This window comes from Streptomyces sp. NPDC048018 (assembly GCF_043202995.1).
Lineage (GTDB): Bacteria > Actinomycetota > Actinomycetes > Streptomycetales > Streptomycetaceae > Streptomyces.
In genome coordinates this window covers 1,179,502-1,206,277 of the sequence record NZ_JBIDBK010000002.1, presented here as the reverse complement: position 1 = coordinate 1,206,277, position 26,776 = coordinate 1,179,502, and the positions used below count along the sequence as shown (strand labels likewise).

29 protein-coding genes, 1 tRNA gene and 2 riboswitches are annotated in these 26,776 nt (G+C 70.7%); of the genes, 20 read left to right on the top strand and 10 right to left on the bottom strand.

Annotated features, from left to right (window positions below; translation table 11 throughout):
• The first annotated feature begins 6 nt into the window (after positions 1-6).
• Both ACGF1Z_RS11240 and ACGF1Z_RS11235 read left to right on the top strand, forming a co-directional pair.
• Positions 7-2,418 carry an immune inhibitor A domain-containing protein gene (locus ACGF1Z_RS11240; RefSeq protein WP_393002330.1) on the top strand — a complete coding sequence of 804 codons (2,412 nt, stop codon included), beginning with the start codon at positions 7-9 and terminating at the stop codon, positions 2,416-2,418.
• A gap of 144 nt (positions 2,419-2,562) precedes the next feature.
• Positions 2,563-2,865, top strand: coding sequence for a hypothetical protein (locus ACGF1Z_RS11235; protein ID WP_393002328.1), 303 nt, complete (start codon positions 2,563-2,565; stop codon positions 2,863-2,865).
• Between the two features lie 21 nt (positions 2,866-2,886).
• Here ACGF1Z_RS11235 and ACGF1Z_RS11230 read toward each other — a convergent pair whose 3' ends face one another.
• Positions 2,887-3,489: an isochorismatase family protein gene (locus ACGF1Z_RS11230; RefSeq protein WP_393002326.1), complete on the bottom strand. Its 603-nt coding sequence runs from the start codon at positions 3,487-3,489 to the stop codon at positions 2,887-2,889.
• Between the two features lie 164 nt (positions 3,490-3,653).
• On the bottom strand, positions 3,654-4,982 hold the full coding sequence (locus ACGF1Z_RS11225; protein WP_393002324.1) for a nicotinate phosphoribosyltransferase: 1,329 nt from the start codon (positions 4,980-4,982) through the stop codon (positions 3,654-3,656).
• A gap of 112 nt (positions 4,983-5,094) precedes the next feature.
• Here ACGF1Z_RS11225 and clpS point away from each other — a divergent pair, with 112 nt between their 5' ends.
• The 10 genes from clpS (at position 5,095) to ACGF1Z_RS11175 (ending at position 12,723) form a co-directional block, all read left to right on the top strand.
• Positions 5,095-5,400 carry an ATP-dependent Clp protease adapter ClpS gene (clpS, locus tag ACGF1Z_RS11220; protein ID WP_046912205.1) on the top strand — a complete coding sequence of 102 codons (306 nt, stop codon included), beginning with the start codon at positions 5,095-5,097 and terminating at the stop codon, positions 5,398-5,400.
• On the top strand, positions 5,400-5,984 hold the full coding sequence (locus ACGF1Z_RS11215; protein WP_393002321.1) for a DUF2017 domain-containing protein: 585 nt from the start codon (positions 5,400-5,402) through the stop codon (positions 5,982-5,984). Before clpS ends, ACGF1Z_RS11215 begins: the two co-directional genes overlap by 1 nt.
• Before the next feature lie 337 nt (positions 5,985-6,321).
• Positions 6,322-7,758 (top strand): amino acid permease, encoded by a 1,437-nt coding sequence (locus tag ACGF1Z_RS11210; RefSeq protein ID WP_393002319.1) that lies wholly within the window; start codon positions 6,322-6,324, stop codon positions 7,756-7,758.
• 76 nt (positions 7,759-7,834) lie between these two features.
• Positions 7,835-8,272, top strand: a complete 438-nt coding sequence (locus tag ACGF1Z_RS11205; protein WP_393002317.1) for a Mov34/MPN/PAD-1 family protein — start codon at positions 7,835-7,837, stop codon at positions 8,270-8,272.
• Positions 8,262-8,402: riboswitch (cobalamin riboswitch) on the top strand. (Overlaps the previous gene by 11 nt.)
• A gap of 42 nt (positions 8,403-8,444) precedes the next feature.
• Complete coding sequence (locus ACGF1Z_RS11200) at positions 8,445-9,413, top strand: ABC transporter substrate-binding protein (RefSeq protein WP_393002315.1); 969 nt, start codon at positions 8,445-8,447, stop codon at positions 9,411-9,413.
• Positions 9,410-10,429 (top strand): FecCD family ABC transporter permease, encoded by a 1,020-nt coding sequence (locus ACGF1Z_RS11195; protein WP_393002313.1) that lies wholly within the window; start codon positions 9,410-9,412, stop codon positions 10,427-10,429. Before ACGF1Z_RS11200 ends, ACGF1Z_RS11195 begins: the two co-directional genes overlap by 4 nt.
• A complete protein-coding gene (locus tag ACGF1Z_RS11190; protein WP_393002311.1) occupies positions 10,426-11,223 on the top strand; it encodes an ABC transporter ATP-binding protein in 798 nt (265 codons plus the stop codon). Before ACGF1Z_RS11195 ends, ACGF1Z_RS11190 begins: the two co-directional genes overlap by 4 nt.
• A 44-nt stretch (positions 11,224-11,267) precedes the next feature.
• Complete coding sequence (locus ACGF1Z_RS11185; RefSeq protein WP_376637490.1) at positions 11,268-11,384, top strand: putative leader peptide; 117 nt, start codon at positions 11,268-11,270, stop codon at positions 11,382-11,384.
• 95 nt (positions 11,385-11,479) lie between these two features.
• On the top strand, positions 11,480-11,758 hold the full coding sequence (locus tag ACGF1Z_RS11180; protein WP_393002309.1) for a MoaD/ThiS family protein: 279 nt from the start codon (positions 11,480-11,482) through the stop codon (positions 11,756-11,758).
• A gap of 14 nt (positions 11,759-11,772) precedes the next feature.
• On the top strand, positions 11,773-12,723 hold the full coding sequence (locus tag ACGF1Z_RS11175) for a PLP-dependent cysteine synthase family protein (protein WP_393002307.1): 951 nt from the start codon (positions 11,773-11,775) through the stop codon (positions 12,721-12,723).
• A gap of 130 nt (positions 12,724-12,853) precedes the next feature.
• Here ACGF1Z_RS11175 and ACGF1Z_RS11170 read toward each other — a convergent pair whose 3' ends face one another.
• On the bottom strand, positions 12,854-13,327 hold the full coding sequence (locus ACGF1Z_RS11170) for a type II toxin-antitoxin system PemK/MazF family toxin (protein WP_393002305.1): 474 nt from the start codon (positions 13,325-13,327) through the stop codon (positions 12,854-12,856).
• A 200-nt stretch (positions 13,328-13,527) separates the two neighbouring features.
• Here ACGF1Z_RS11170 and ACGF1Z_RS11165 point away from each other — a divergent pair, with 200 nt between their 5' ends.
• Positions 13,528-14,280, top strand: coding sequence for an MBL fold metallo-hydrolase (locus tag ACGF1Z_RS11165; protein WP_393002303.1), 753 nt, complete (start codon positions 13,528-13,530; stop codon positions 14,278-14,280).
• A gap of 109 nt (positions 14,281-14,389) precedes the next feature.
• Here ACGF1Z_RS11165 and ACGF1Z_RS11160 read toward each other — a convergent pair whose 3' ends face one another.
• Positions 14,390-15,655, bottom strand: a complete 1,266-nt coding sequence (locus ACGF1Z_RS11160; RefSeq protein ID WP_393002301.1) for a PTS transporter subunit EIIC — start codon at positions 15,653-15,655, stop codon at positions 14,390-14,392.
• Between the two features lie 239 nt (positions 15,656-15,894).
• Positions 15,895-17,202 (bottom strand): PTS transporter subunit EIIC, encoded by a 1,308-nt coding sequence (locus ACGF1Z_RS11155; protein WP_393002299.1) that lies wholly within the window; start codon positions 17,200-17,202, stop codon positions 15,895-15,897.
• Positions 17,203-17,426: 224 nt separating this feature from the next.
• Here ACGF1Z_RS11155 and ACGF1Z_RS11150 point away from each other — a divergent pair, with 224 nt between their 5' ends.
• From ACGF1Z_RS11150 to rdgB, 4 genes are all read left to right on the top strand, one after another.
• Positions 17,427-17,660: a glucose PTS transporter subunit EIIB gene (locus ACGF1Z_RS11150; RefSeq protein WP_393002297.1), complete on the top strand. Its 234-nt coding sequence runs from the start codon at positions 17,427-17,429 to the stop codon at positions 17,658-17,660.
• Between the two features lie 77 nt (positions 17,661-17,737).
• On the top strand, positions 17,738-18,469 hold the full coding sequence (rph, locus tag ACGF1Z_RS11145; protein ID WP_393002295.1) for a ribonuclease PH: 732 nt from the start codon (positions 17,738-17,740) through the stop codon (positions 18,467-18,469).
• A gap of 90 nt (positions 18,470-18,559) precedes the next feature.
• On the top strand, positions 18,560-18,946 hold the full coding sequence (locus ACGF1Z_RS11140) for a hypothetical protein (protein ID WP_393002293.1): 387 nt from the start codon (positions 18,560-18,562) through the stop codon (positions 18,944-18,946).
• Between the two features lie 81 nt (positions 18,947-19,027).
• Positions 19,028-19,630: an RdgB/HAM1 family non-canonical purine NTP pyrophosphatase gene (gene rdgB / locus ACGF1Z_RS11135; RefSeq protein ID WP_393002291.1), complete on the top strand. Its 603-nt coding sequence runs from the start codon at positions 19,028-19,030 to the stop codon at positions 19,628-19,630.
• A gap of 85 nt (positions 19,631-19,715) precedes the next feature.
• Here rdgB and ACGF1Z_RS11130 read toward each other — a convergent pair.
• From ACGF1Z_RS11130 to bcp, 4 genes are all read right to left on the bottom strand, one after another.
• Positions 19,716-19,799: transfer RNA gene (locus tag ACGF1Z_RS11130), tRNA-Leu, on the bottom strand.
• Positions 19,800-19,819: 20 nt separating this feature from the next.
• On the bottom strand, positions 19,820-20,830 hold the full coding sequence (locus ACGF1Z_RS11125; RefSeq protein WP_393002289.1) for an HNH endonuclease signature motif containing protein: 1,011 nt from the start codon (positions 20,828-20,830) through the stop codon (positions 19,820-19,822).
• Positions 20,831-20,993: 163 nt separating this feature from the next.
• The gene (proP, locus tag ACGF1Z_RS11120; RefSeq protein ID WP_393002287.1) at positions 20,994-22,490 is read right to left on the bottom strand and encodes a glycine betaine/L-proline transporter ProP; all 1,497 of its coding nucleotides are present in this window, start codon (positions 22,488-22,490) and stop codon (positions 20,994-20,996) included.
• 93 nt (positions 22,491-22,583) lie between these two features.
• The gene (bcp, locus tag ACGF1Z_RS11115; RefSeq protein ID WP_393002285.1) at positions 22,584-23,057 is read right to left on the bottom strand and encodes a thioredoxin-dependent thiol peroxidase; all 474 of its coding nucleotides are present in this window, start codon (positions 23,055-23,057) and stop codon (positions 22,584-22,586) included.
• A gap of 119 nt (positions 23,058-23,176) precedes the next feature.
• On the opposite strand from bcp, the gene ACGF1Z_RS11110 reads away from it, so the two are divergent.
• The 3 genes from ACGF1Z_RS11110 (at position 23,177) to ACGF1Z_RS11100 (ending at position 24,379) form a co-directional block, all read left to right on the top strand.
• Complete coding sequence (locus ACGF1Z_RS11110; RefSeq protein ID WP_393002280.1) at positions 23,177-23,497, top strand: DUF3618 domain-containing protein; 321 nt, start codon at positions 23,177-23,179, stop codon at positions 23,495-23,497.
• A 70-nt stretch (positions 23,498-23,567) separates the two neighbouring features.
• Entirely contained in the window at positions 23,568-23,906 is a 339-nt protein-coding gene (locus ACGF1Z_RS11105; protein ID WP_376637476.1) for a GroES family chaperonin, read from the top strand.
• A gap of 41 nt (positions 23,907-23,947) precedes the next feature.
• Positions 23,948-24,024: riboswitch (guanidine-III (ykkC-III) riboswitch) on the top strand.
• 34 nt (positions 24,025-24,058) lie between these two features.
• Positions 24,059-24,379 carry a DMT family transporter gene (locus ACGF1Z_RS11100; RefSeq protein ID WP_393002477.1) on the top strand — a complete coding sequence of 107 codons (321 nt, stop codon included), beginning with the start codon at positions 24,059-24,061 and terminating at the stop codon, positions 24,377-24,379.
• On the opposite strand, the gene ACGF1Z_RS11095 is transcribed toward ACGF1Z_RS11100, so the two are convergent.
• Entirely contained in the window at positions 24,357-26,753 is a 2,397-nt protein-coding gene (locus ACGF1Z_RS11095) for a transglycosylase domain-containing protein (protein ID WP_393002278.1), read from the bottom strand. The two genes, ACGF1Z_RS11100 and ACGF1Z_RS11095, sit on opposite strands and share 23 nt — an antisense overlap.
• Positions 26,754-26,776 lie beyond the last annotated feature (23 nt).

Genomic DNA, 26,776 nt, shown 5'->3' with positions numbered 1-26,776 from the left:
AACCAAGTGACCAACAAGCGACGGGCGATCAGAGCGTCCGCGATCGTCGTGGCCCTCGCGGCCACGGCCGCCACCGCTTCTACCTTCAGCACGGCATGGGCCGACGACCACGGCAGCGCGCCGGTGGCCGGCACCGCGCAGGCCGTCGACAAGCTCGCTGTCGACCACGACCTGGACGGTCCGTACAGCAAGCAGCAGGAGCAGCAGCGCAAGGCCGCCATCGAGCAGGTGCTCACCGGCGAGACCAAGGTCGAGAGCCGTAACGGCTCCAAGGTGGTCAAGCTCGACAGCAAGAAGTACGTCGAGCTCGGCCGCGAGAAGACCGACAAGATCTTCACCATCCTCGTCGAGTTCGGCGACCAGGTGGACAACACCACCCTGGTCGACCGCAAGGACGACGACACGGACGAGCCGAAGCCGAAGTACGGCGGCACGCCCGGTCCGCTGCACAACGCGATAGCCAAGCCGGACCGCAAGAACGACAACTCCACGGCCTGGCAGGCGGACTACAACCAGAAGCACTTCCAGGACCTGTACTTCGGCACCGGCAAGGACAAGAAGGGCCAGCCGAAGGAGTCCCTGAAGACCTACTACGAGAAGACCTCGTCCGGCCGTTACTCGGTCGACGGTGCGGTCTCCGACTGGGTCAAGGTCCCGTACAACGAGGCCCGTTACGGCTCCAACTACTGCGGCCAGACCAACTGCGCCAACGTGTGGGACACCGTGCGCGACGGCCTCGTGGCCTGGAACGCCGACCAGAAGGCCAAGGGCAGGACCGACGCCGAGATCAAGGCGACGCTGGCGCAGTACGACCAGTGGGACCGCTACGACTTCGACGGCGACGGCAACTTCAACGAGCCCGACGGCTACATCGACCACTTCCAGATCGTCCACGCGGGCGAGGACGAGTCGGCCGGCGGCGGCGCCGAGGGCACCAACGCCCTGTGGGCCCACCGCTGGTACGCCTACGGCACCGACGCGGGCAAGACCGGTCCGGCGAACAACAAGTCCGGCGGCACCCAGATCGGCAACTCGGGCATCTGGGTCGGCGACTACACGATGCAGCCGGAGAACGGCGGCCTCGGCGTCTTCGCCCACGAGTACGGCCACGACCTCGGTCTGCCGGACCACTACGACACCTCCGGCGGCGAGAACTCGACCGGCTTCTGGACGCTCATGTCCTCCGGTTCGTGGCTCGGCACCGGCAAGGACTCCATCGGTGACCTGCCCGGCGACATGAACGCCTGGGACAAGCTCCAGCTCGGCTGGCTGAACTACGCCAAGGTCAACGACTGGCAGCGGGGCACCAAGACCACCCACAAGCTGGGCGTCTCGGAGTACAACACCAAGGACCCGCAGGCGCTCGTCGTCGAGCTGCCGAAGAAGCAGGTCACCACCGACGTCGTGGCTCCCGCCGAGGGCGCCACGCAGTGGTGGAGCGACATGGGTGACGACCTCAAGAACACCCTGACCCGCTCCGTCGACCTGACCGGCAAGTCGGCCGCCTCCCTGGAGCTCCAGGGCTGGTACGACATCGAGCAGGACTACGACTACCTGTACGCCGAGGTCTCCACCGACGGCGGCGCCAACTGGACCGCCCTCGACGGCACCGCCGACGGCAAGCCGCTGCAGAAGGACGCGTCCGGCGCCCCGGCCCTGACCGGTGCCTCGAACACGCACCAGAAGCTCGTCTACAACCTGGGCGCGTACGCGGGCAAGAAGTTCGACCTGCGCTTCCGCTACCAGACGGACGGCGGCGCGGGCGGCAAGGGCTTCACGGCCGACGCCATCACGCTGACCGCCGACGGTGCCCCCGTCTTCTCGGACAACGCCGAGAACGGTGACAACGGCTGGGTCGCCAAGGGCTTCTCCCGCATCGGCAAGGGCTTCGCGAAGGAGTACGAGCAGTACTACATCGCGGAGAACCGCCAGTACGTCTCGTACGACAAGACCCTCAAGGTCGGCCCGTACAACTTCGGCTTCACCGGTGACAAGGCGAGCTGGGTCGAGCACTACCCGTACCAGAACGGTCTGCTGATCTGGAAGTGGGACCTGTCCCAGAAGGACAACAACACCTCCCAGCACCCGGGTGTGGGCCGCATCCTCCCGATCGACGCGCACCCGAGCCCGCTGAAGTGGGGCGACGGCACGCTGATGCGCGGGCGCGTCCAGGCGTACGACTCCCCGTTCAGCATCTCCCGCACGGACGGCTTCCAGCTGCACAAGGCCGGCGTCGGCACCTGGGTCCCGTCCCAGGCCGGCAACCCGACCTTCGACGACCGCAAGGGCGTCTACTGGTTCAAGGAGACCGAGCGCTCCGGTGTCCAGGTAACTGACACCAACACCAAGATCCAGGTCGTCAAGGAGGCCAAGGACGGCTCCACGGTCACGGTCCAGGTGGGTCCCTCGACCAAGTAACGACGAGTTTTTCTGAGTCGTCGCAGGTCAAAGCATGATCGGCCGTCGCCCCCTAGCGGGCGGCGGCCGATCGTGTTTAGGTGCGTCCTACGGCCTCGGCCGTCCGACCTTATTGACAGTCGTTCCACGGGGGAGTGGTTCCGCATGCCCAACGGAGGGTTCAGCAGACTGCCGGGAGGCAGTGTGGTCGTCGCCATAGGGCTGCCCAGCCCGGCCGGCGACGGGGCCACCGTCCGCTTCCTGGTGCACGCCGCGAACCGGGCCCGCGCCCTGACCCGGCTGCGGAACCTCGGCCTGCGGGCGGTCTACCTCCGCGGCAACACCGAGCCGCCCACCCCGGACGAGATCACGGCCGTCCTGCACCACCCGGAGGGCCTCCTGTGGCGGACGACCGCCCAGGAGCTCTGGCACCCCGTACGGTCCCTCCCGAAGGCCCCGGCCGCCTGAGCCGGCGCCCCGGGCCCCGCGTCACGGGCTGACGACCGGCTTGCCGGTCAGCTCCACGCCCGCCTCGCGCAGCTCCTCCAGGGCGCGGTCGGTGGTCTCCTTCGCCACGCCCGCCGTCAGGTCGAGCAGGACATGGGTGCGGAAGCCGTCGCGGGCCGCGTCCAGGGCGGTCGCCCGTACGCAGTGGTCGGTGGCGATGCCGACCACGTCGACCTCGGTGACCTCGCGGGCCCGCAGCCACGCCGTGAGCGCCTCGCCGTTCTCGTCGTGGCCCTCGAAGCCGCTGTACGCGGCCTCGTAGGCGCCCTTGTCGAAGACGGCGTCGATGGCGCCGGCGGTGACCGCGGGCGCGAAGTTCGGGTGGAAGCCGACGCCCTCGGTGCCGGCCACGCAGTGCCGCGGCCAGTTCGTCACGTAGTCCGGCGCCTCGCCCTCCGGCGCGAAGTGGGCGCCCGGGTCGACGTGGTGGTCGCGGGTCGCGACCACGTGCCGGTAGACGGAGCCCGCCGTCTGGCCGATCAGGTCGGTGATGGCGGCGGCGACGTCCGCGCCCCCGGCCACCGCGAGGCTGCCGCCCTCGCAGAAGTCGTTCTGAACGTCCACAACGATCAATGCGCGGTGCATGACAGGTCCTTAGCGGTCGGATCGGGAGGCGGATCGGGCGTCGGTTCTCGGACGGATTCGAGCCTAGAGACTTCCCCCTCCCCGCGGGAGGGGGCGCTCAGGGTGCGGGGCGTCTTCCGTCAGGTGCTCCGTCGGGCGGGCGCGCTCACACCTACTCGGTCGGCTCACACGTACTCGGTCGGCAGGACCGGCTCGCCCCGCGACAGCTGGGTCGCCGACAGCGGCAGCCCCGCGCGGGCCGCGATGTGCCGGGCCCGGGCGGCCTCCAGCGGCTCGCGGGCCACGACGTCGCCGCCCTTGACGAGCTCGACGAGCAGCTGCCGCTCGACGAGCTCCGGCGGGACGGGGCCGATACCGATGACCTCGGCCTCGGCGACACCGGCGGCGTCGGTCCGGCGGGCGGACCACTTGCGGCCGCCGACTGAGGCCTTGCCGCCCACCGACTTCTTCGCGACCGGGACCAGCGGGGCCTTCGGATCGGCCGAGACGGCCCGGGCGACCAGCTTGTAGACCATGGAGCAGGTGGGGTGGCCGCTGCCGGTGACGAGCTGGGTGCCCACCCCGTAGGCGTCCACGGGCGCGGCCGCGAGCGAGGCGATGGCGTACTCGTCGAGGTCGGAGGTGACCACGATCTTGGTGTCCGTGGCGCCCAGCTCGTCGAGCTGCGCGCGCACCCGGTGGGCGACGAGCAGCAGGTCGCCGGAGTCGATGCGGACGGCCCCGAGCCCGGTCCCGGCCACCTCGACGGCGGTGCGCACCGCCTCGGCGACGTCGTAGGTGTCGACGAGCAGGGTGGTGCCGCTGCCCAGGGAGTCGACCTGGGCGCGGAAGGCGTCGCGCTCGGTGTCGTGCAGCAGGGTGAAGGCGTGGGCGGAGGTGCCGACGGTCGGGATGCCGTAGCGGAAGCCGGCCGCCAGGTCGGAGGTGGAGTCGAAGCCGCCCACGTAGGCGGCGCGGGAGGAGGCGACGGCGGCCAGCTCGTGGGTGCGCCGGGCGCCCATCTCGATCAGCCGGCGGCCGCCGGCGGCCGAGGACATCCGCGAGGCGGCGGCCGCGATGGCGGAGTCGTGGTTGAGGATCGACAGGACGACGGTCTCCAGGAGCACGCACTCGGCGAAGGAGCCCTCGACCCGCAGGATCGGCGAGCCGGGGAAGTACACCTCGCCCTCGGGGTAGCCCCAGATGTCGCCGGAGAAGCGGTAGCGCGCCAGCCACTCCAGGGTCGGCTCGTCGACGATGCCCTGCTCGCGCAGGAAGCCGAGGACGCCCGCGTCGAAGCGGAAGTTCTCGACGGCGTCCAGGACCCGTCCGACGCCCGCCACCACGCCGTAGCGCCGCCCCTCGGGCAGCCGGCGGGTGAAGACCTCGAAGACGGACCGGCGGTCCGCCGTCCCGGCCCTGAGGGCCGCCTGGAGCATGGTCAGCTCGTACTGGTCGGTGAAGAGCGCCGTCGACGGAACGTCCACCGGCAGCCCAAGGTCCGCAGCGTTCATGTGAGGATGCTACCGCAGTATTCGTCACTCTGACGAATACTGGGGGAACGTGCGGCGTGCCACGGGTGACCCGTTTGTGCGACCTGTGGGCCGGGGTGGCAGCATGGGGTAAGTGAGCGTTGCGCCTATCGAGATCGAACGGACCGAATCGGCCGAGGAGGTCTCCGCCGTCGTCGAACCCGACGTGCCATGGGTGACCCTCGTGCACAACGACCCGGTCAATCTGATGAGCTATGTCACCTACGTCTTCCAGGCGTACTTCGGCTACTCCAAGGACAAGGCGCACAAGCTGATGCTCGACGTGCACCACAAGGGCCGCGCGGTGGTCTCCAGCGGCACCCGCGAGGAGATGGAACGGGACGTGCAGGCGATGCACGGCTACGGGCTGTGGGCGACCCTCTCGCAGGACCGCGGCTGATGGCGGGGCAGTTCGAGGCCCTCCCGGGCGGCGGCGCGGCGGTCGCCCTCGACGAGGTCGAGATCTCCATCCTGCGTTCCCTCGCCGTCCAGCTCATGGAGCTGATCGGCCCGGGCGACGAGCCCGTCGAGGGCGAGGACCCGCTGGCCGCGCTCTTCGCCGAGGGTCCCAGCGAGCCGCCCGCCGACCCCGCGCTGCGCAGGCTCTTCCCCGACGCGTACGGGGACGACACCGACGAGCTGCGCCAGGCGGCGGCCGACTTCCGCCGCTTCACCGAGAACGACCTGCGGGCGCGCAAGCGCCAGGACGCGCTCACGGTGGTCCGCAGCCTCGACGGGCTCGCCTCCGCGGCGGCCGGCGAGGGCGGGGGGATCCTCGAGCTCACCCCGGACGAGTCCCGGGCGTGGCTCTGCGCGCTGAACGACCTGCGGCTGACCATCGGCACCCGCCTGGAGGTCACCGAGGACGACGAGAGCGAGCAGCTGTACCGGCTGCCGGACTCCGACCCGCGCAAGCCGATGGTGATGGCGTACCTGTGGCTCGGCGGGCTCCAGGAGTCGCTCGTCGAGACGCTGATGCCGTAACCGCCCGGCCGGACGTCCGTCACGGCGGGTGTTCGCTCAGCGGACGCTCAAATCCGGATAACGAATGCGTTATCAAAGAGCCCCGCTTTGCTCCGTTGAGTCCCTTTCCCCCCTCTTTTGGTGTGGCGCCGGTCACGTCGCGGGTCCTCGATCACGGTTAAGCGCGTGATAAATCTTCACGACCACCCGGGGACGCCACCCCTGTTCCCGGGGGCGCTTCGGCCGGCTGACCGCCGGTAGCACTCCATTCCACATCCGGGGGGATCAGGACCTGGTCCGCAGCACAGACGGCCGAGCCGGCCGGTGCGCGGATCAGCATGGAGAAAGGCGCACCACCATGACCTCTGCGCAGGTCGACCAGCAGCACGACGGCGACGGGGCCGCGGACACCGCGGCGGGCGAGGGCTACCACCGGGCACTCGGCGCACGGCAGATCCAGATGATCGCGATCGGCGGCGCCATCGGCACCGGCCTCTTCCTCGGCGCGGGCAAGGGCATCTCGATCGCGGGACCGAGCCTGATCCTCGCGTACGCCATCGCGGGCCTCGTCATCTTCTTCATCATGCGGGCGCTCGGCGAGCTCCTCATGTACCGCCCCGTGTCGGGCTCCTTCTCGGAGTACGCGCGTGAGTTCATCGGCCCCTTCGCGGGCTTCGTGACCGGCTGGACATACTGGCTCTTCTGGGTCGTCACCGGCATCACCGAAGTCACCGCCGCGGCCACGTACATGACGTACTGGTGGGACATCCCGCAGTGGCTGTCCGCCCTCGTCTTCACCGTGATCCTCTACGGCGCCAACCTGATCTCCGTGAAGCTCTTCGGTGAGCTGGAGTTCTGGTTCTCGATGGTCAAGGTCACCGCGATCGTCGGCATGATCCTCATCTGCGCCGGCATCCTCACCCTGGGCTTCTCCGACGCCGGCGACACCGCCTCGGTCACCCACCTGTGGAGCCTCGGCGGCTTCTTCGCCGGCAAGGACGGCATCTTCTCGACCCTCATGACCCTCCAGATGGTCATGTTCGCCTTCCTCGCCGTCGAGCTGGTCGGCGTCACCGCGGGCGAGTCCAAGGACCCGAAGACCGTCCTGCCCAAGGCCATCAACACCGTGCCGTGGCGCATCGCCGTGTTCTACGTCGGCGCGCTGATCATGATCCTCTCGGTCGTCCCGTGGACCGCCTTCAAGCCCGGCGTCAGCCCGTTCGTCGCGGCCTTCGAGAAGATGGGCCTCGGCATCGGCGCCGCCATCGTCAACTTCGTCGTCCTGACGGCGGCCCTGTCCTCCTGCAACTCGGGCATGTACTCCACCGGCCGCATGCTGCGCGACCTCGCGCTCAACGGCCAGGGCCCGAAGGTCTTCGCGAGGCTGACGGGGTCCGGCACCCCGCTGGTCGGCACCACCGTCTCGGCCGCCCTCATGATGGTCGGCGTCTGGATCAACTACCAGTGGCCCGGCGAGGCGTTCAACTACGTCGTCTCCTTCGCCACCATCTCCGGCATGTGGGCCTGGATCGTCATCCTGATCTGCCAGATCCGCTACCGGCTCAAGGCCGACCGCGGCGAGCTGCCCCAGTCCTCGTTCAAGGCGCCGGGCGGTATCTGGTTCAGCGTCTTCTCGCTCGCCTTCATCGGCATGGTCATCGTGACCATGGGCATGGACGCGGACAACCGGGTCGCCCTGTACGGCGCGCCGGTCTGGGGCCTGCTCCTGGCCGTCTCCTACCTGGTGCTGAAGGCCCGCAACCCCGAGGGCGCCGCCTTCGTCAAGCGCTCCTGACCTGCACCGTCTCGACATCCGGGCCGTCTCGTACCACTCCTCGGTACGGGGCGGCCCGTCTGCTTATCCTGTCGGCATGCTGACCATCACCCGAGCCCTGTTCGACCAGATCGTGGAACACTCCCGTGCGGACCACCCCGACGAGGCCTGCGGCGTGGTCGCGGGCCCGGCCGGCTCAGGCCGCCCCGAACGCTTCATCCCCATGCTGAACGCCGCGCGCTCGCCCACCTTCTACGAGTTCGACTCCGGGGACCTGCTGAAGCTCTACCGCGAGATGGACGACCGGGACGAGGAGCCCGTGATCGTCTACCACTCGCACACCGCGACCGAGGCCTACCCGTCGCGCACGGACATCTCCTACGCCAACGAGCCGAACGCCCACTACGTCCTCGTCTCCACCGCCGACACCGACGGCGCGGGCCCCTTCCAGTTCCGCTCCTACACGATCGTCGACGGCGTCGTGACGGAGGAAGAGGTCGAGGTCGTCGAGGCGTACGACCGACCCTCCCGATGATCATGCGAGACTGAGCGCGACCAACGGGCGGCAGGAACCAGGAAGCCGGTGCGAATCCGGCACGGTCCCGCCACTGTGACCACCCTCCCGGGGTGGAAGCCAGGAACTGACCTGCCGCCTTCCCACCACCGACCGGGGACGCGGAGATCCCCGTCAGGAGGCCCGTTCCGTCATGTCCTGGCGCCGTACGCCGCTGCTGCCCGCCGCCGCGCTGATATCCCTCCTCGCCGCCTGCTCGGCCCCCGCCGGCAAGCCCGCGGCCCGGCCCGCGGCCGGCTTCCCGTACACCGTCACCAACTGCGGTGTGACGACCACCTACCAGGCCCCGCCGCAGCGCGCGGTGACCATGAACCAGCACGTCACCGAGGTCATGCTCGCCCTCGGCCTGGAGAAGTCCCTCACCGGCACCGCCTACCTCGACGACGCGGTCCTCCCCGCCTACGAGAAGGCCTACGACAGCGTCCCCGTCCTCGCGAAGGAGTACCCCTCCAAGGAGGCGCTGCTCGCCGCGAACCCCGACTTCGTCTACGGCGGATACGCCTCCGCCTTCGACGCCACGGCCGGCCGCGCCCGCTCCGACCTGGAGCGCTCCGGGATCGCCACCCGCCTCAACACCGAGTCGTGCCCCGACGGCAGGAGCTCCTTCGCCGACCTCTACCGCGAGGTCCACGAGGTCGGGCGCACCTTCGGCGCCGCCGGCCGGGCCGAGGCATGGGTCCGCACGGCGAGGAACACCGTCGCCGCCGCCGAGAAGCGCCTCGGGGGAGTCGCCCCCGTCTCCGTCTTCGTCTACGACAGCGGCGACAAGACCGCCTTCACCGCCGGCGGCAAGGGCATCGGCAACGAGATCATCACCCGCGCCGGCGGCCGCAACGTCTTCGCCGACCTCGACAAGACCTTCGGCGACGCCACCTGGGAACAGGTCGTCGCCCGCCGGCCCGAGGTCGTCGTCATCTACGACTACGGGACCACCTCCGTCGAGCAGAAGAAGAAGCGCCTCCTCGACGACCCCGCCCTGCGCGAGGTCCCCGCGATCAGGAACCGCCGCTTCGCCGTCATGCCGCTGTCCGACACCGTCCTCGGCGTCCGGGCCCCCGCCGCCGTCGACAAGCTCGCCGCCCAGCTGCACCCCGCGCGATGAGCCCCGCGCAGCGGTACCCGGCCGTCGTCGCCGGGCTGCTCGTGGCGCTCGCCGCGGCCGTCGTCGCCTCGCTCGCGCTCGGCTCCGTCCGCGTCCCGCCCGGTCAGGTGCTCGACGCCCTGACCGGCCGGGCCGGGCCCTCCCCGTACCGCACGATCGTGCTCGACGTCCGCCTGCCCCGGGTGCTGCTCGGCGCGATCGTCGGCGCCGGACTCGCCGTCGTCGGCGCCGTCCTCCAGGCCCTCGTCCGCAACCGGCTCGCCGACCCCTTCCTGCTCGGGATCTCCTCCGGGGCCTCCGCGGGAGCCGTGGGCGTCCTCGTCCTCGGCGTCGCCGGCGGCGTCACCACGAGCGTCGCCCTGCCCGCCGGCGCCTTCGCCGGCGCCCTGCTCTCGCTCGTCCTCGTCTACGCCCTCGCCCGGCGCGGCGGCACCCTCACCGGCGCCCGGCTCGTGCTCGCGGGCGTGGCCGTCTCCTACATCCTGTCCGCGCTCACCACCCTGCTCCTGGTCGTCGCGGGCCGGCCCGAACAGTTCCAGGAGGCGCTCTTCTGGTCCCTCGGCGGCCTCGGCAGCGCCCGCTGGGACGGCCTCGTGCTGCCCGCCGCCGTCCTCGCCCTCGGCATCGGCCTCCTGCTCACCCTCGCGCGGCCGCTCGACCTGCTGCTCGTCGGCGAGGAGGGCGCCACCGTCCTCGGCCTGGACACCGCCCGCTTCCGCGCCGTCGTCTTCGTCCTCGCCTCCCTGGTCACCGCCGTCATGGTCGCGGCCAGCGGCGCGGTCGGCTTCGTCGGCCTGATGGTCCCGCACGCCGCCAGGCTGGCCGTCGGCGCGCCCCACCGCCGGCTCCTGCCGGTCGCCGCCCTCGGCGGGGCGCTCGCCCTCGTCCTCGCCGACCTCGCCGCCCGCACCGTCGCCGCGCCCCAGGACATCCCCGTCGGCGTCCTCACCGCGCTCACCGGCGGCCCGTTCTTCCTCTGGCTGATGCGCCGCCGCGCCGAAGGAGTGCCGGCATGACCGAACTGCGCGTACGGGGCATGTCCTACGAGGACCGCCTGCACGCCGCCGACCTCGTCGTCCGCCCCGGGGAGACCGTCGGCCTCGTCGGCCCCAACGGCAGCGGCAAGACCACCCTGCTGCGCTGCGTCTACGGCACCCTCACGCCCACCGGCGGCCGCGCCCTCCTCGACGGCGCCGACCTGCACACGATGGGGACCCGGGAACGGGCCCGCCGGGTGGCGACCGTGCCGCAGGAGAGCTCCGCCGAGTTCGAGCTGACCGTCCGCGAGCTGGTCGCCCTCGGCCGCTCCCCGCACAAGCGCTTCTGGGAGGGCGACAGCGCGGCGGACCTCGCCCGGGTGGACGCGGCCCTGGCCCGGGTCGGCATCGCGGACCTCGCCGAGCGCCCGTACCCCGGTCTGTCCGGCGGCGAACGACAGCGCGCCCTGGTCGCCCGCGCCCTCGTCCAGGAACCGGCGCTGCTCGTCCTCGACGAGCCCACCAACCACCTGGACATCCGCTACCAGCTGGACATCCTCTCCCTCGTGCGCCACTTGGGCACCGGCAACCTCCTCGCGCTGCACGACCTCACCCTCGCCGGCGCCTACTGCGACCGCCTCTACGTCCTCAAGGACGGCCGGGTCCTCGCCGAGGGCACACCGGCCGAGGTGCTGACCCCGGCCCTGCTGCACGAGGTCTACGGGGTCGAAGCCGAGGTCATCCCGCATCCCCGGACGGGGAGCCCGCTCGTCGTCTACCTCGCCGCTCCGGAGGTCCGTCCGGCAGGCGAACGCGATCTGTCCGTCATGTGAGATCACATTCCGGAACCCGGACCGGGAATCGATACGATGACCGCATGGTTTCCCACGACGTGAGCGAAGAGACGCCGGGCACACCCCTGCTCACGGCGCGCCTGCACGTCGACCTGTGCCGCCTCGCCAGCGCGATGTGTCCGCCGCGCGCTGCGCTCTGAAGCACCGGCCCGAGCGCACACACCCAGCACGACCCCCCTCGCGCGGGGGCCAGAGCCGCGCGCCCATTCCGTCCCTTCCGACAGGAGCCCACGTCATGGCCATCGAGGTCCGCATCCCGACCATCCTCCGCACCTACACCGACGGCGCCAAGGCCGTCGAGGGCAAGGGCGCGACGCTCGCCGAGCTCTTCGCCGACCTGGAGTCCCGCCACACCGGGATCGAGGCCCGCATCGTCGACGGCGGCAAGCTGCGCCGCTTCGTCAACGTCTACCTGAACGACGAGGACGTGCGCTTCCTCGACGGCATCGAGACCAAGCTCGCCGACGGCGACAACGTCACCATCCTGCCGGCCGTCGCCGGCGGCATGGTCTGAGCGGACCGGTCCCCATGCGTTACGACTCCCCGCTCGCGGCGGTCGGCAACACGCCGCTGGTCCGACTGCCCCGGCTCTCCCCGTCGGACGACGTCCGCATCTGGGCCAAGCTGGAGGACCGCAACCCCACCGGCTCGGTCAAGGACCGCCCCGCGCTCCACATGATCGAGCAGGCCGAGAAGGACGGCCGGCTCACCCCCGGCTGCACCATCCTGGAGCCCACCAGCGGCAACACCGGCATCTCGCTCGCCATGGCGGCCCGCCTCAAGGGCTACCGCATCGTGTGCGTCATGCCCGAGAACACCAGCGACGAGCGCCGCCAGCTGCTCGCCATGTGGGGCGCGGAGATCATCTCCTCGCCGGCCGCGGGCGGGTCGAACACGGCGGTCCGCGTTGCCAAGGAGCTCTCCGAGCAGCACCCGGACTGGGTGATGCTCTACCAGTACGGCAACCCGGACAACGCCGGCGCCCACTACGCCACCACCGGCCCCGAGATCCTCGCCGACCTGCCCTCCGTCACGCACTTCGTGGCGGGCCTCGGCACCACCGGCACCCTCATGGGCGTCGGCCGCTACCTGCGCGAGCACAGGCCCGGCATCCAGATCGTCGCCGCGGAGCCCCGCTACGACGACCTGGTCTACGGCCTGCGGAACCTGGACGAGGGCTTCGTCCCCGAGCTGTACGACGCCTCCGTCCTCACCACCCGCTTCTCCGTCGGCTCCGCCGACGCGGTCACCCGCACCCGCGAACTCCTCCAGCAGGAGGGCATCTTCGCCGGCGTCTCCACGGGCGCGTCCCTGCACGCGGCCATCGGCGTCGGCAAGAAGGCGGTCAAGGCCGGCGAGAGCGCCGACATCGTCTTCCTCGTCGCGGACGGCGGCTGGAAGTACCTGTCGACGGGCGTCTACACGGCGGCCACCACCGAAGAGGCGATCGCGACCCTGCAGGACCAGCTCTGGGCCTGAGCCCCGAGCCCCGCGGGGCACGGGCCGAGCCCTGAGCCCCGAGGGGCCGCGCGCCCGGACGGGCCGCGCGCCCCAAGGGCCCCCGCGCCCCTCAGCGCTCCGCGCGCCGACGGCCCGGTGTTCCCGGTCGTCAGCGCGCCAGATGGCGGACCTGGTCCCAGACCACCGGGTCCGCCCTTCCCACTCTGCGGCGGAACTCGCCCACCGGGACGTCCCGCAGTTCGTCCGTCTCCAGGAAGCTCGGCCGGCCCCGGGCGTCGCCCACCGAACCCGGCGGCAGGGCGATCACTCCCGGCCGCTCGTCGTGGTACCTGCTGGTGATCTTGGCGACCAGCGCGCTGTCACCGCGCCGCGCCAGCACCAGACACGGGCGGTCCTTCGACCCCGGCCCGTCCTCGTACGGCACGTCCGCCCACCAGATCTCGCCCGCCCGCGGCAGCCGTTCCGGCCCCCTCCCGCGCGGGACCGGCCGGGCGGGCGGCCGGGTCCGGCCCGCGGGGCGGCGCCCCGACCGCCGCCGTCCGCCGGCGACCGCCACGACGAGCGCGATCACCACGACCGCGACGAGTGCGGGCCACCACGAGAGGTCCGACGACGTGTCCATACCTCAAGAAGGTACCGTCGCGCCCGCCACCGTGCCGCGAGGGCCCGCCATCCATCCGAACCGGTGACAGAGCCCGTGAGTTCGCCCACAACGGGCCGCCACGGAGGAGCGACGGACGGCGACGCGCCGTACGCTCGACAGATCGCACGACCTCCCCTCTCGCCGCGCGTTCCGCACCCGTCTTCGGAGGTTCACGCTCCATGAAGCTCACCGTCGTCGGCTGCTCAGGGTCGTTCCCGTCCGCGGAATCGGCCTGCTCGAGCTACCTCGTAGAGGCCGACGGCTTCCGGCTGCTCCTCGACATGGGCAACGGAGCCCTCGGCGAGCTGCAGCGCCACATCGGTCTGTACGACCTCGACGCGATCTTCCTCAGCCACCTGCACGCCGACCACTGCATCGACATGTGCGGCTACTTCGTCGCCCGTTACTACCGCCACGAGGGCGGCCGCTGCGACGCGATCCCGGTCTTCGCCCCGGAGGGCGCGGAGCAGCGGCTGACCACGGCGTACGCGGACACGCCGTCGGCGAGCGCGATGAGCGAGGTCTTCGACTTCCGGACGCTGGCGTCCCGGACCTTCGAGGTGGGCCCCTTCACCGTCCGCACGGAGAAGGTCTGCCACCCGGTCGAGGCGTACGCCATCCGGATCGAGCACGGTGGGCGCACCCTCACCTATTCGGGCGACACCGGCGTCTGCGACGCGCTGCACGAGCTGGCGCGGGGCGCCGACCTCTTCCTCTGCGAGGCCTCCTTCACCCACGGCAAGGAGGACATCCCGGCGCTCCACCTCAACGGTCGCGAGGCAGGCGCGCACGCCGCCCGGGCCGGGGTGGGGCGTCTCGTGCTGACGCACATCCCGCCGTGGACGGACGGCGAGCGGAACCTGGCGGACGCCCGCGAGGTGTTCCGCGGCCCGGCGGAGCTGGCGCGGGCCGGCGCGGTCTACGAGGTCTGAGCGCCGGACCGGGCGCGGGGCCGTCCGAGCGCCACCCCGGCAGGCCGGGCGAACGGCCTGGGGCCCGGAACCGTACGGTTCCGGGCCCCAGGCGTGTGCGGGGTGAGGCTCACGCCTTGGTGAGGTCCTCGATCTCCTCCTCGGGCTCGCGGCCCGGGGTGGGGAGGTCGAACTTGACGATCGCGAAGCGGAAGACCACGTAGTAGATCGCCGCGAACACGAGGCCGAGCGGGATGATCAGCCACGGCTTGGTCGCCAGGTTCCAGTTGAGCAGGTAGTCGATGCCGCCGGCGGAGAAGGTGAAGCCGGCGTGGACACCGAGCGCCCAGGTGACGGCCATCGAGACGGCGGTCAGCACCGCGTGGATCGCGTAGAGGACCGGCGCGATGAACATGAAGGTGAACTCGATCGGCTCGGTGATACCGGTGACGAAGGAGGTCAGCGCGAGCGAGAGCATCATGCCGAGGACGGCCTTGCGGCGCTCGGGGCGGGCGGCGTGCGCGATGGCCAGGGCGGCGGCCGGAAGGCCGAACATCATGATCGGGAAGAAGCCCGACATGAACTGGCCGGCGGTCGCGTCACCGGCGAAGAAGCGGGTGAGGTCGCCGTGGACGACGTCGCCCGCGGCGTTGGTGAAGTCGCCGATCTGGAACCAGGCGACGGAGTTCACGAACTGGTGCATGCCGACGGGGATCAGCGCGCGGTTGATCAGACCGAAGAGACCGGCGCCACCGGCGCCGAGGCCGGTCATCCACTCGCCGAAGCTGGAGATGCCCTCACCGATCGGCTCCCACACCAGGCCGAAGAAGACGCCGACGGCGGTGCCGACGAAGGCCATGATGATCGGGACGAGGCGGCGGCCGTTGAAGAAGCCGAGCCAGTCGACCAGCTTGGTGCGGTGGAACCGCTGCCACAGGACCGCGGAGAGCAGACCCATCAGGATGCCGCCGAGGACGCCGGGGTTGTTGTACGTCGCGGCGACGTCGACGCCCTTGTTGGCGGTCGTGTTGACGACGGCCTCGGTGACCGGGAAGGCCTTCAGCACGTTGCTGTAGACCAGGAAGCCGACGAGCGCGGCGAGGGCCGTGGAGCCGTCGGACTTCTTGGCGAAGCCGATGGCCACGCCGATGCAGAAGAGCAGCGGCAGGTTGTCGAAGACGGCGCCACCGGCGGTGGCGAAGACGGAGGCGACCTTGTCCCATCCGAGGCCGTCGGCACCGAACACGTCGGGCTGGCCGAGACGGAGCAAGATACCCGCGGCCGGCAGTACGGCGATCGGCAGCTGCAGGCTGCGACCGACCTTCTGCAGGCCCTGGAACAGGCCGGATCCGCGCTTCTTCGCGGGAGCGGCGGCCTGGGCGGTGGCCGTACTCATCAACTTCCTCCAGTTGGACAAGGCGCCGCCAGAGGACAGTGAAAGGGGGTGACGGCGACGTCTCGGGGGAACGCGGTGGTCTGGACCGCGTGGTCTACACCAATGAGTGGTGTAGACCTGTTGTAGCACGTGAGACTTAGATAAGGAACCTGTGAATTCTGTGCGCTGAGCCATAGCCGGACAGGGGACGACAAAAGGCCCCCGGACCGGGAGGTCCGAGGGCCTTCGGGGGCAGGGGCTTACGCCTTGGTGACGTCCCGCTCCATCTCCTCCTCCAGCTCCTCCGGCTCGCGGCCGGGGGTCGGGAGGTCGAACTTCGTGATCGCGAAGCGGAAGATCACGTAGTACACGAGGGCGAACGCGAGACCGATCGGAATGATCAGCCAGGGCTTCGTCGCCAGGTTCCAGTTGATCACGTAGTCGATCAGGCCGGCCGAGAAGCTGAAGCCGTCCTTCACGCCGAGCGCCCACGAGACCGCCATCGACACCCCCGTCAGCACCGCGTGCACCGCGTACAGCGCCGGCGCGATGAACAGGAACGAGTACTCCAGCGGCTCGGTGATGCCCGTGACGAACGAGGTCAGCGCCACCGACAGCATCAGACCGCCGACCTCCTTGCGCCGGTGCGGATGCGCGCAGTGCGTCATCGCCAGCGCCGCCGCCGGCAGCGCGAACATCATGATCGGGAAGAAGCCGGTGAGGAACTGCCCGGCGTTCGGGTCGCCCGCGAGGAACATGGTGATGTCACCGTGCACCACCGTGCCGTCCGGCTTGGTGTACGAGCCGAACTGGAACCAGACCGGCACGTTCAGGAACTGGTGCAGGCCCACCACCAGCAGCGCGCGGTTCGCGACCCCGAAGATGCCCGAACCCCACGACCCGAGCCCCACCAGCCAGTCGCTGAAGCTCTCCAGGGCGTCACCGATCGGCGGCCAGACCCACAGGCACAACGAGGCGAAGAGGATGCCGACGAACGCCATGATGATCGGCACCAGCCGCCGGCCGTTGAAGAAGCCCAGCCAGTCCACCAGCTTCGTACGGTGGAAACGCTGCCAGAGGTACGCCGTCAGCAGGCCCATGATGATGCCGCCGAAGACCCCCGGGTTCTGGTACGTGTAGCCGGCGAAGGAGTCGTCCGCGCCCAGACAGCCGCCGCCGATGTCCTTGGTCCCGACCGGGCAGGACTTCGGGAACGCGCGCAGCACCGTGTAGTAGACGAGGAAGCCGGCCACCGCCGCCAGCGCCGTCGAACCGTCCGCCTTCTTCGCCATGCCGATCGACACGCCGATGCAGAACAGCAGCGGCAGGCCGAGACTGCCGTCGAGCAGCGCGCCGCCCGCCGCCGCCATCACCTTCGCGACGTTGTCCCACCCCAGCCCGTCGGCGCCGAACACGTCGGGCTGCCCGAGCCGGCCGATGATGCCCGCCGCGGGCAGGACCGCGATGGGCAGCTGGAGGCTGCGGCCCATCTTCTGCAGCCCCTGGAAGAACGTCCCCCAGGGCGACTTCTTCGGTGGGGCCGCGGCTGCGGCGCTCGCGTCACTCATCGGCGTCCTCCCTGGGCACTGCGGATGCATACTGGTGTAGACCAGTTGCGATAGGCTCCCGGAGGCCGCTCGGAACAGGCCGCCGGTGATCGTCATCATTCGGCAGAACGGCGGCATTCGCTCGCGAGACTGGGCCAACCGTGGGCTAACGTGACAAAGCGGACCACCGGTGCGCCACTCACGTTCTTCACGCGTCTCAGGACGGAACGGACAGGGAGAAACACATGGCCAGCAAGGCTGAGAAGATCGTCGCCGGGCTCGGTGGCATCGACAACATCGAAGAGGTCGAGGGCTGCATCACCCGCCTCCGCACCGAGGTCAACGACCCCGCCCTCGTCGACGACGCCGCCCTGAAGGCCGCCGGCGCCCACGGCGTCGTGAAGATGGGCACCGCGATCCAGGTCGTCATCGGCACCGACGCCGACCCCATCGCCGCCGAGATCGAAGACATGATGTGAGCGGCTGACACCCAGCCACGAGGGGCCCGTTCCGGCAGGGGAACAGGGCCCCTCCGCCATGCGGCTACGCTCCTCACATGTCTCGAATCGACGGCCGTACCCCCGAACAGCTCCGCCCCGTCACCATCGAACGCGGCTGGAGCAAGCACGCCGAGGGCTCCGTCCTCATCTCCTTCGGCGACACCAAGGTCTTCTGCACCGCCTCCGTCACCGAAGGCGTCCCGCGCTGGCGCAAGGGCAGCGGCGAAGGCTGGGTCACCGGCGAGTACTCCATGCTCCCCCGCTCCACCAACACCCGCGGCGACCGCGAATCCGTCCGCGGCAAGATCGGCGGCCGCACCCACGAGATCTCCCGCCTCATCGGACGCTCCCTGCGCGCCGTCATCGACTACAAGGCCCTCGGCGAGAACACCATCGTCCTCGACTGCGACGTCCTCCAGGCCGACGGCGGCACCCGTACCGCCGCCATCACCGGCGCCTACGTCGCCCTCGCCGACGCCGTCGCCTGGGCCCAGAACAAGAAGCTCGTCAAAGCCGGCCGCAAGCCCCTCACCGGCACCGTCGCCGCCGTCTCCGTCGGCATCGTCGACGGCACCCCCCTCCTCGACCTCTGCTACGAGGAGGACGTCCGCGCCGACACCGACATGAACGTCGTCTGCACCGGCGACGGACGCTTCGTCGAGGTCCAGGGCACCGCCGAAGCCGAGCCCTTCGACCGCAAGGAGCTCAACGCCCTCCTCGACCTCGCCTCCGGCGGCTGCGCCGAACTCGCCGAGATCCAGCGCAAGGCACTCGAAGGAACTCTCTAGGACGCCACCGCGTCTCTACGCATACGGGCGCACGGCACACAGCCGTGCGCCCCGTCCACGTCTGAACGTACCCAGGGGGAGGACCCGAACGTGAAGCGCCGCCGCAGCATAGCCCTCGCCGTCGCCACGGCCGCCGTCGCAGTCACCAGCCTCGTCGGCTGCGGAGCGCTCGACAAGGCCATGGACTGCGTCAAGACCGCCGACGCCATCGCCACCTCGGTCGACAAGCTCTCGCAGGCCGTCAGCAACGCCTCCAACGACCCCACCCAGATCGAAGAAGCCCTCAACAGCATCGACACCGAACTGGGCAACCTCAAGAACACCACCGACAACGCGGACCTCTCCAAGGCCGTCGACGACCTCCACAAGGGCGTCGACTCCGTCCGCACCGCCGTGAAGAACGGCGACACCACACCGGACATCAAGCCCATCACCGACGCCGCCGCCGAAGTCGGCAAGGTCTGCACCCCCGGCTAGGCCCTCACCGCCCGCCGGCGGGCCAGAGCACGACGCCCCGAACCGTACCGACCCGCTCCCCGGGACTCGGATAATCGGGGCATGACCCGTCTGATCCTCGCCACCCGCAACGCGGGCAAGATCACCGAACTCCACGCGATCCTCGCCGACGCAGGCCTCGACCTCGAACTCGTCGGCGCGGACGCGTACCCCGAGATCCCCGACGTCAAGGAAACCGGCGTCACCTTCGCCGAGAACGCCCTGCTCAAGGCCCACGCCCTCGCCCAGGCCATCGGCCTCCCCGCCGTCGCCGACGACTCCGGCCTCTGCGTCGACGTCCTCAACGGCGCCCCCGGCATCTTCTCCGCCCGCTGGGCCGGCACCCACGGCGACGACAAGGCCAACCTGAACCTGCTGCTCGCCCAGCTCTCCGACATCGACGCCCCCCACCGCGGCGCCCACTTCGCCTGCGCCGCCGCCCTCGCCCTGCCCGACGGCACGGAGCGCGTCGTCGAAGGCCGCATGCCCGGCACCCTGCGCCACGAGCCGGTCGGCACCAACGGCTTCGGCTACGACCCGATCCTCCAGCCGGAGGGCCACGACGTCACCTGCGCGGAACTGACCCCGGCCCAGAAGAACGCCATCAGCCACCGCGGCAAGGCCTTCAGGGCGCTGGTCCCGGTGGTCAGGGAGCTGCTGGGCTGACCACCTTTCGGCCCGGCCGCCCGGGTCGACCGTCCGCCCATGCGGAAGGGCCGCACCGTCCTCGGTGCGGCCCTTCCGCATACGGTGCGGCCGGAGGGACTCGAACCCTCACGGGTGTTACCCCACTGGGACCTAAACCCAGCGTGACTGCCAGTTCCACCACGGCCGCCTGCCCAGCCATGGTAGCGGTCACCCGACCTCCGCCCGCAGGCCGTTGCGCTGCTTCCCCCGGCACCACGTCTCGGGCATGGAATGGCAGTTGGGGCAGAGGTAGCGGAGGTTTTCCCGCCGGTTGTCGAGCCAGTCTCCGTTGATGTGGTCGATCTGCAGAGTGATGCGCCGCCCTCGCCACTCACCCCCGTTCCCGCACTCGATGCAGCGGTAGGGAACGCCCACCTCGGTGAGGGCGCGATGGAGCCGCTCACGGTTCTCGCGCGACGATCCGGCGGGACGTACCCGGAATACCGTGTCCGCGATGCTGCGCGGAGCACTGGCCCGCACCGCGCCCCAGGTGCGTCGCTTGAAGTGCGAGGTGTCGAGGCCGAGGCCGGCCACCCGGCGCCGGACCCTCCGGTGGTTCTGGTCGCTGACCGAGAGTCCGAGGGCGCGCATGACATCGGCGAAGCTGGTGGCCTCGACCACCGCGGCCCGCAGGCGGTCCTCGGGCACGGCGGCGCGTCGGTAGGTGAAGTGGGAGATGTCGACGGCCAGCTTGTCGATCATGTGCCGGAGCGCGCTCCGCGATCGGCCGTCGTCACCTATGCCCAGGAGGCGGGCCATCTCCCTCACGCTCCGCGCGGATGCCGCGACCGTTCGGAGCTCATCGGGTGTGAACGGCAGATCCGTCGATGCACGGTTCAGCCCGGGAAAGTGGCCGACGTCGATTCCGGCAGCCGCGATGCGGCGCCGGATGTGCGAGAGAGTGCCGGTCGCCGGAGGTGCCCCGAGCTTCTGGACGACTTCCCGCAAGGTGGTCGAGGAGGCCACCGCCTCGGCGATGGCGCTGTCGGTGTACTTGCGCCACGGGCTCCGCTGCCGGAAATGGCCGGTGTCGATCCCGTACTCGGCGACCTTCGCCTGCAGCGTCCGCCGTCGTCCGCCGCTCTCCGCGACGCCGAGTCGGCGCATCAGATCCGCCCACCCTCTCGACGCCGCCACGGCGGTGCTCAGACGTTCCCTCGTGTACGCGCTCGTCCCCATCGCGCCCCCTCCTTTGTGCGCTTCTCGTACGGAGTAACGACCCGGATATCGGACGGTCACGTCGTGTCGCGTACGAAGGTCCCCCCGCACGCCGAACGGCCCGCGCCGGAAGGGGGTGGCGCGGGCCGTTCGGGGTGGGGGGAGCGGGGGAGGCCTGCGGGGGTCAGAACTTGGGTTCGGGGGCCTGGGACATCACCATCTGCGCCGCCTCCTCCGGGGTCTCCACCGCCGGCGGGGAGCCGTCCAGGGGGCGCCGGGCCGTCTCCTTCATGCAGGCGACGGCGATGACGCCGACCAGCGCCGCGCCCATCGCGTAGTAGGCGGGCATCAGGTTGCTGCCGGTCGCGCCGATCAGGGCGGTGATGACCAGCGGGGTCGTACCGCCGAACAGGGACGCCGAGAGGTTGTAGCCCACGGACAGGGAGCCGTAGCGCACCTGGGTCGGGAAGAGGGCCGGCAGGGCGGCGGACATCGTGCCGAGGAGGCAGACCAGGGAGAGGCCCAGCATCAGCATGCCGGTCGTGATGGCGGGCACCCCGTCCTGGCCGATCAGCAGGAACGCGGGGAGGGAGAGGACGAGGAAGCCCAGCATGCCCGTCATCAGCACCGGCTTGCGTCCGACGCGGTCGCTGAGTCGGCCCACCTGCGTGATGACCAGCATCAGCAGCACCATCACCAGCAGCAGGACGAGCAGGCCGTGCGTCTCGCTGTATCCGAGCTCGTCGGACAGGTAGGTCGGCATGTACGACAGCAGCATGTAGTCGCAGATGTTGTACGCGCCCACGAGGGCGATGCAGAGGATCAGCGTCGGCCACTGCTCGCGGAAGATCCGGCCCAGGTCGCCCTTGGTCGTGGTCTCCACCGGGTCGGCGGCCTCCGAGGCGTGCGCCGATTCCGATTCGAGCTTGCGGAAGGCGGGCGTCTCGTCGAGTCGCATCCGCAGGTAGAGGCCGACGAGGCCGAGCGGGCCGGCCACCAGGAACGGCACGCGCCAGCCCCAGTCCTCCATCGTGGAGGTGCCCAGCCACGCGCCGAGCACCGTGACGAGGCCGGCCGCGCCGACGTAGCCGGCGAGGGTGCCGAACTCCAGGAAGCTGCCGAAGTAGCCGCGTCGCCGGTCGGGCGCGTACTCGGCGATGAAGGTGGACGCGCCGCCGTACTCGCCGCCGGTGGAGAAGCCCTGCAGCATGCGGAAGAAGACGAGCAGGGCCGGTGCCCAGAAGCCGATGGAGGCGTACGACGGGATCAGGCCGATCGCGAAGGTGCCGACCGCCATGAGGATCATGGTCAGCGCGAGGACCTTCTTCCGGCCCAGCCGGTCACCCATCGGGCCGAACACGAGGCCGCCGAGCGGGCGGACGAGGAAGGCCACGGCGAAGGTCGCGAAGGACGAGAGCAGCTGGACGGTGTCGTTCCCGGCGGGGAAGAAGACATGGCCGAGGGTGACGGCCAGGTAGGCGTAGATGCCGAAGTCGAACCACTCCATGGCGTTGCCGAGGGAGGCGGCCTTGACGGCCCGCTTGACCGCCGCCTCGTCGGTCACCGTGATGTCCGTCCGGCGCAGCCGGGGCTGCTGTCGTCGGGTGACGGCCCGGAAGAGGCGTGGGTGGCGCCTCAGGGCTCCGGGATCGGCGGTGGTGTCGAGGTCGGGGGCCGGCATGGCCGTACGTCCTTTCGCTGGGGGCACTCCAGGAAGGGCGTCTGTTCGGTCATGCCGGTTGCAAACCGATTCCGGCCAGGTTTGCGACCCAGGTCACGCTTCGATCTTCAGGTCCTTGAGGATCTTGGCGACGTGGCCGGTGGCCTTCACGTTGTAGAGGGCGCGTTCGACCTTGCCCTCCTCGTCGACGACGACGGTGGAGCGGATGACGCCCGTCACCGTCTTGCCGTACAGCTTCTTCTCGCCGAAGGCGCCGTACGCCTCCAGGGTCTTCTTGTCGGGGTCGCCGACCAGCGTGACCTTCAGGTGCTCCTTCTCGCGGAACTTCGCCAGCTTCTCCGGCTTGTCCGGTGACACGCCGATGACGTCGTATCCGGCGCCGGCCAGCAGGTCCAGGTTGTCGGTGAAGTCGCAGGCCTGCTTCGTGCAGCCGGGGGTGAGGGCGGCCGGGTAGAAGTAGACGATGACCTTGCGGCCCTTGTGGTCCGCGAGGGAGACCTCGTTGCCGTCCGCGTCGGGAAGGGTGAAGGCGGGGGCGGTGTCGCCGGGCTGCAGTCGCTCGCTCATGGCTCTCCTCGGGGTCGTACGCGTACGACGACCCAGCCTAATGGGGGTCTGTGCCCACCCTTGCAGGCATGAGCTGACAGACTGTCCACAACGACCGGAACACGACCACGGAGGCAGCGGTGTCGGACGCCAGGACCCCTGCGCAGATCGAGGCGGACATCGTCCGCCGGCGCGAGCAGCTCGCCGTCACTCTCGACGAGATCGGCATTCGGGTGCATCCGAAGACGATCATCGGGGACGCGAAGGCGAAGGTGGCCGCTCAGGTCGACCACACCGCCGGGCGGGCGTTCGTCGCCGTGAACCGGTTCGTCTCGGACGTGAAGGTCCGCTTCACGCACGAGGACGGCGCGCCGCGTCTGGAGCGGGTGGTGCCGGTGGCGCTGGTCGCCGTGGCCGTGGTGGGGCTGATCGCCGCGTCCTCCCGCCGGGGCAAGGGGTGAGCGCTTCGGGCGGCCCGCTCGTGGCCCGTCCCGGGTACGGGCGACACGCCCGGGCAGGTAGGTTCGGACCGTGAGCGACAACACGCACGACAAGCTGCCCATCCGGATGCTGCACGACCGCGTCCTGGTCCGGACCGACTCTCCCGAGGGGGAGCGGCGTTCGGGTGGCGGCATCCTGATTCCGGCGACGGCGGCCGTCGGTCGCCGTCTCGCCTGGGCCGAGGTCGTCGCCGTCGGGCAGAACGTCCGTACGGTCGAGATCGGGGACCGGGTCCTGTACGACCCCGAGGACCGTGCCGAGGTCGAGGTGCGGGGCGTGGCGTACGTCCTGATGCGGGAGCGCGATCTGCACGCGGTCGCCGCGGACCGTTTCCAGGGTGCGACCGACTCGACCGGGCTGTACTTGTAGTTCCGGCTGCGCGCAGGGCCTGGTGACCGGTTTCACCAGGCCTTTCCCCTGTTTCTTGCTACGCTCGGGGTACCCGACGAGACGCGCCGTACCGGGTTTCACGACAAGACGACGCACCCCTGTTGATCCGTCTCGCGGAGGTGTTCGTCGTCATGGCCTGGGTTCTTCTCGTCGTCGCGGGTCTGCTGGAGGTCGGCTGGTCGGTCGGCATGAAGTACACCGAGGGTTTCACGCGTCTGTGGCCGAGTGTCTTCACCGCGGCCGGGATCGTCGCCTCGATGCTGCTGCTCTCGCAGGCCGCCAAGACGCTGCCGATCGGTACCGCCTACGGCGTGTGGGTCGGCATCGGCGCGGCCGGTGCGGCGGTGCTCGGCATGGTGGTGCTCGGTGAGCCGGCGACCGCCGCCCGGATCTTCTTCGTCTGTCTGCTGCTGGTGGCCGTGGTCGGCCTCAAGGCGACATCGGGCCACTGACCTGCGGTGCGGCCGGCATGGCGGCCGGCGGTGCCGGCGCGGGCCGGTCCGGCCGTGGGGCCTGGTCCGCCGTGGCGGGCGGGCCCGCCGGGTCGGTGCCCGGGGCCGTGTCCGGGATCCGTACGAGGTCCTGGGCCGGTTCCGCCCCTCGGGGCCCGGCGGGTCCGGTCCCGGGGCCCGGCTGTTCCCGCGGGCCGGCGGCCCCTTCCCGTACGGCCTCCTCCCGGGCCGACGCCCTGGGGACGGTGGGGCGGGGGCGGGCGGGGTGGCGGTGGGGGCCGGGGCCCTCGTAGCCCTCCGTCGCTCCGGGGAGGTCCGGCATCGGGGGCGGGGGCGGTTCCTCGGCGCCTTCCATCAGCCGGAGGTCGAAGTCCTTCGCCGGCACTCCGGCGAGCGCGTCGCGGGTGAACTGGGCCCAGATCTCGGCGGGTGCTCCGCCGCCGTTCATCCGGGGCAGTCCGAGCGCCCCGTACAGCGAGAGCTGCCGGCCCGTGTCCGGGTCCTGGCCCATCATGGCGACGACGGTGGCGAGTTCGGGGGTGTAGCCGGCGAACCAGGCCGCCCTGTCGTCCTCCGCCGTGCCGGTCTTGCCGGCCGCGGGTCGCCCGGCGGCGAGTGCCGCGGTGCCGGTGCCGCCCTCGACGACGCTTCTGAGCACGGAGGTCGTGGTGTCGGCGGCCTCGCGGCCGATGACCTGGCGGTTGTCGGTGCCCGGCAGGGCGAATTCCTCGCCGTCCCTGACGACCTTGTCGACCATGGTGTACGCGCCGTGTTCGCCGTGGTTGGCGAGGGTCGCGTAGGCCTGGGCGAGGTCGAGGACGCTGGCGGTGGCGGGGCCCAGTGCGATGGAGGGCGAGGCGGTGAGGTCGGGGGTCCGGCGCGGCAGGCCGAGCGCGACGGCGGTGTCGCGGACCCGGCCGGGGCCGACGTCGACGGCCATCTGGGCGTACACGGCGTTGACCGAGAAGTCGGTGGCGGACCGCACGGTGAGGGAGCCGTAGCTGGTGTCGTCCTCGTTGGCCGGGTCGTAGGGGGCGCCGCTCCAGCCCTGCACGGGGCGCCGGTTGTCGCCGTCGTAGAAGGTGTTCGGGGTGATCCGCTCGCCGTCCTGGGTCTGGGCGCCGTGCTGGAAGGCGGCGGCGAGGACGAAGGGCTTGAAGGTGGAGCCGACCTGGTAGTCGCGGCGGGTCGCGTTGTTGACGAACTGGCGGGTGTAGTCGATGCCGCCGTAGAGGGCGACGACCTTGCCGCTCGCCGGGTCGATGGCCGCGCCGCCGACGCGTACCCAGCGGTCGGCGGGGTGGCGTTCCGGGTCGAGCTTCGCGGTCACGTTCTCCTCGACGGCCTTCACGAAGGCGTCCTGCTTGCCGCGTTCCAGGGTGGTGGTGATGCGGAACCCGCCCGCGGCGAGGGTCTTCTCGTCGACGACGCCGTGCTCGGTCAGGTACTGCTCGACGGCCTGCACGAGGTAGCCGCGCTGCCCGGAGAGCCCGCTGGAGGCGTGCACCGGCTGCGGGGTGGGGAAGACGGCGGCGGTGCGGGCGGCGGGGGAGAGCCAGCCCTCCTTGACCATGCCGTCGAGGACGTAGTGCCAGCGGGCGAGGGCCCGGTCCCGGTTCTCCGGGTGGGTGGCGACGTCGTAGGCGTTGGGGGCGTTGAGCAGGGAGGCGAGGTAGGCGCCCTCGGAGGCGTCGAGGTCCTTGGCGTCCTTGCCGTAGTAGGCGCGGGCGGCGGCCTGGACGCCGTAGGCGTTGCGCCCGAAGTAGCTGGTGTTCAGGTAGCCCTCGAGGATCTCCTCCTTGCTCTTCTCGCGGCCGAGCTTGAGCGCGATGAAGAACTCCTTGGCCTTGCGGGTGAGGGTCTGTTCCTGGCCCAGGTAGTAGTTCTTGACGTACTGCTGGGTGATGGTGGAGCCGGACTGGCGTCCCTTGCCGGTGAGGGTGTTCCAGGTGGCGCGGACCATCGCGCGCGGGTCGACGGCCTGCGAGGTGTGGAAGTCGCGGTCCTCGGCGGCGAGGACGGCGTGCTGGACGGCGACCGGGATGCGCTCCAGGCTCACGTTCTCCCGGTCGACCTCGCCGTCGCGGGCGAGCTGGGTGCCGTCGCGGTAGAGGAAGAGGTTGGACTGGGCGACCGCGGTGGCGTTGGCGGGCGGGATGTCCACGAGGAGGTAGCCGGCGACGAAGGCGCCGCCCAGCAGCAGGGCACCGAACACGAGGAGGCCGAGCAGGCGCCGGAGGACGCGGCGCGGGCGGCTGCGGGTGCGGTGGCCGGGGCGCTTCGGCGGTGGGGCGGGGACGGTGGGGTCCCTCGGGTCCCAGACGGAGTCGGCATCGGGCGGTGTGAGGACCTCGCGCGCCGCACCAGACGGCATACCGGATGAAGGGGACATAACAC

Bases quoted from the DNA above. Each gene is read 5' to 3' on its own strand.
- ACGF1Z_RS11235 (WP_393002328.1), top strand. From the start codon at position 2,563: ATGCCCAACGGAGGGTTCAGCAGACTGCCGGGAGGCAGTGTGGTCGTC.
- ACGF1Z_RS11230 (WP_393002326.1), bottom strand. From the start codon at position 3,489: ATGCACCGCGCATTGATCGTTGTGGACGTTCAGAACGACTTCTGCGAG.
- ACGF1Z_RS11225 (WP_393002324.1), bottom strand. From the start codon at position 4,982: ATGAACGCTGCGGACCTTGGGCTGCCGGTGGACGTTCCGTCGACGGCG.
- ACGF1Z_RS11215 (WP_393002321.1), top strand. From the start codon at position 5,400: ATGGCGGGGCAGTTCGAGGCCCTCCCGGGCGGCGGCGCGGCGGTCGCC.
- ACGF1Z_RS11210 (WP_393002319.1), top strand. From the start codon at position 6,322: ATGACCTCTGCGCAGGTCGACCAGCAGCACGACGGCGACGGGGCCGCG.
- ACGF1Z_RS11205 (WP_393002317.1), top strand. From the start codon at position 7,835: ATGCTGACCATCACCCGAGCCCTGTTCGACCAGATCGTGGAACACTCC.
- ACGF1Z_RS11200 (WP_393002315.1), top strand. From the start codon at position 8,445: ATGTCCTGGCGCCGTACGCCGCTGCTGCCCGCCGCCGCGCTGATATCC.
- ACGF1Z_RS11195 (WP_393002313.1), top strand. From the start codon at position 9,410: ATGAGCCCCGCGCAGCGGTACCCGGCCGTCGTCGCCGGGCTGCTCGTG.
- ACGF1Z_RS11190 (WP_393002311.1), top strand. From the start codon at position 10,426: ATGACCGAACTGCGCGTACGGGGCATGTCCTACGAGGACCGCCTGCAC.
- ACGF1Z_RS11185 (WP_376637490.1), top strand. From the start codon at position 11,268: ATGGTTTCCCACGACGTGAGCGAAGAGACGCCGGGCACACCCCTGCTC.
- ACGF1Z_RS11180 (WP_393002309.1), top strand. From the start codon at position 11,480: ATGGCCATCGAGGTCCGCATCCCGACCATCCTCCGCACCTACACCGAC.
- ACGF1Z_RS11175 (WP_393002307.1), top strand. From the start codon at position 11,773: ATGCGTTACGACTCCCCGCTCGCGGCGGTCGGCAACACGCCGCTGGTC.
- ACGF1Z_RS11170 (WP_393002305.1), bottom strand. From the start codon at position 13,327: ATGGACACGTCGTCGGACCTCTCGTGGTGGCCCGCACTCGTCGCGGTC.
- ACGF1Z_RS11165 (WP_393002303.1), top strand. From the start codon at position 13,528: ATGAAGCTCACCGTCGTCGGCTGCTCAGGGTCGTTCCCGTCCGCGGAA.
- ACGF1Z_RS11160 (WP_393002301.1), bottom strand. From the start codon at position 15,655: ATGAGTACGGCCACCGCCCAGGCCGCCGCTCCCGCGAAGAAGCGCGGA.
- ACGF1Z_RS11155 (WP_393002299.1), bottom strand. From the start codon at position 17,202: ATGAGTGACGCGAGCGCCGCAGCCGCGGCCCCACCGAAGAAGTCGCCC.
- ACGF1Z_RS11150 (WP_393002297.1), top strand. From the start codon at position 17,427: ATGGCCAGCAAGGCTGAGAAGATCGTCGCCGGGCTCGGTGGCATCGAC.
- rph (WP_393002295.1), top strand. From the start codon at position 17,738: ATGTCTCGAATCGACGGCCGTACCCCCGAACAGCTCCGCCCCGTCACC.
- rdgB (WP_393002291.1), top strand. From the start codon at position 19,028: ATGACCCGTCTGATCCTCGCCACCCGCAACGCGGGCAAGATCACCGAA.
- ACGF1Z_RS11125 (WP_393002289.1), bottom strand. From the start codon at position 20,830: ATGGGGACGAGCGCGTACACGAGGGAACGTCTGAGCACCGCCGTGGCG.
- proP (WP_393002287.1), bottom strand. From the start codon at position 22,490: ATGCCGGCCCCCGACCTCGACACCACCGCCGATCCCGGAGCCCTGAGG.
- bcp (WP_393002285.1), bottom strand. From the start codon at position 23,057: ATGAGCGAGCGACTGCAGCCCGGCGACACCGCCCCCGCCTTCACCCTT.
- ACGF1Z_RS11100 (WP_393002477.1), top strand. From the start codon at position 24,059: ATGGCCTGGGTTCTTCTCGTCGTCGCGGGTCTGCTGGAGGTCGGCTGG.
- ACGF1Z_RS11095 (WP_393002278.1), bottom strand. From the start codon at position 26,753: ATGCCGTCTGGTGCGGCGCGCGAGGTCCTCACACCGCCCGATGCCGAC.